The sequence below is a fragment of the Paraclostridium dentum genome, from assembly GCF_012922555.1.
GTDB classification, from domain to species: Bacteria; Bacillota; Clostridia; order Peptostreptococcales; family Peptostreptococcaceae; genus Paraclostridium; species Paraclostridium dentum.
Map to the genome: position 1 here is coordinate 1 of NZ_WIPK01000141.1, position 406 is coordinate 406.

Below are 406 nucleotides of genomic sequence, written 5' to 3' on the forward strand. Positions count from 1 at the left end.
TTATTCAACAGAAACAGCCTTAGGCCTTGACAGCAAATTTGCGCATGGAGTAGATACGCGACTTCCTTTGCATCTTCTTGGTCATGAGGCCCTCCTCGTGCTTGGTGAGCTGCCGGCGGATAGCGCGAGTCTTCTTGGGCCTCAGGTCCAGAGGCTTGTATTTCTTGCCCTTGTAAAACTTCCTCAGATTCTCTTTCTGTGTCTGGTTGATGACGGTGAGAACTCTGGCAATGGACTTGCGCACGACACGAATCTTTGAAAGCTTGGAGGCAGCACCACCAGTGACCTTAGCCACTCTAAGCTGGGAGAGTTCCACTTTAAGGTCATCCAGCTGCTTGAGCAGCTCCTCCTTCTTCTTACCGCGCAGATCTCTGGCCTTGATTTTTGCCATTTTACTCGACAGCCG

1 protein-coding gene is annotated in these 406 nt (G+C 51.0%); it reads right to left on the reverse strand.

Going from position 1 to position 406, the window contains the following annotated elements:
• Positions 1–19: 19 nt before the first annotated feature.
• On the reverse strand, positions 20–406 hold a 387-nt coding region (rpmC, locus tag GFJ41_RS21175; RefSeq protein ID WP_206001620.1), incomplete at its 5' end, for a 50S ribosomal protein L29.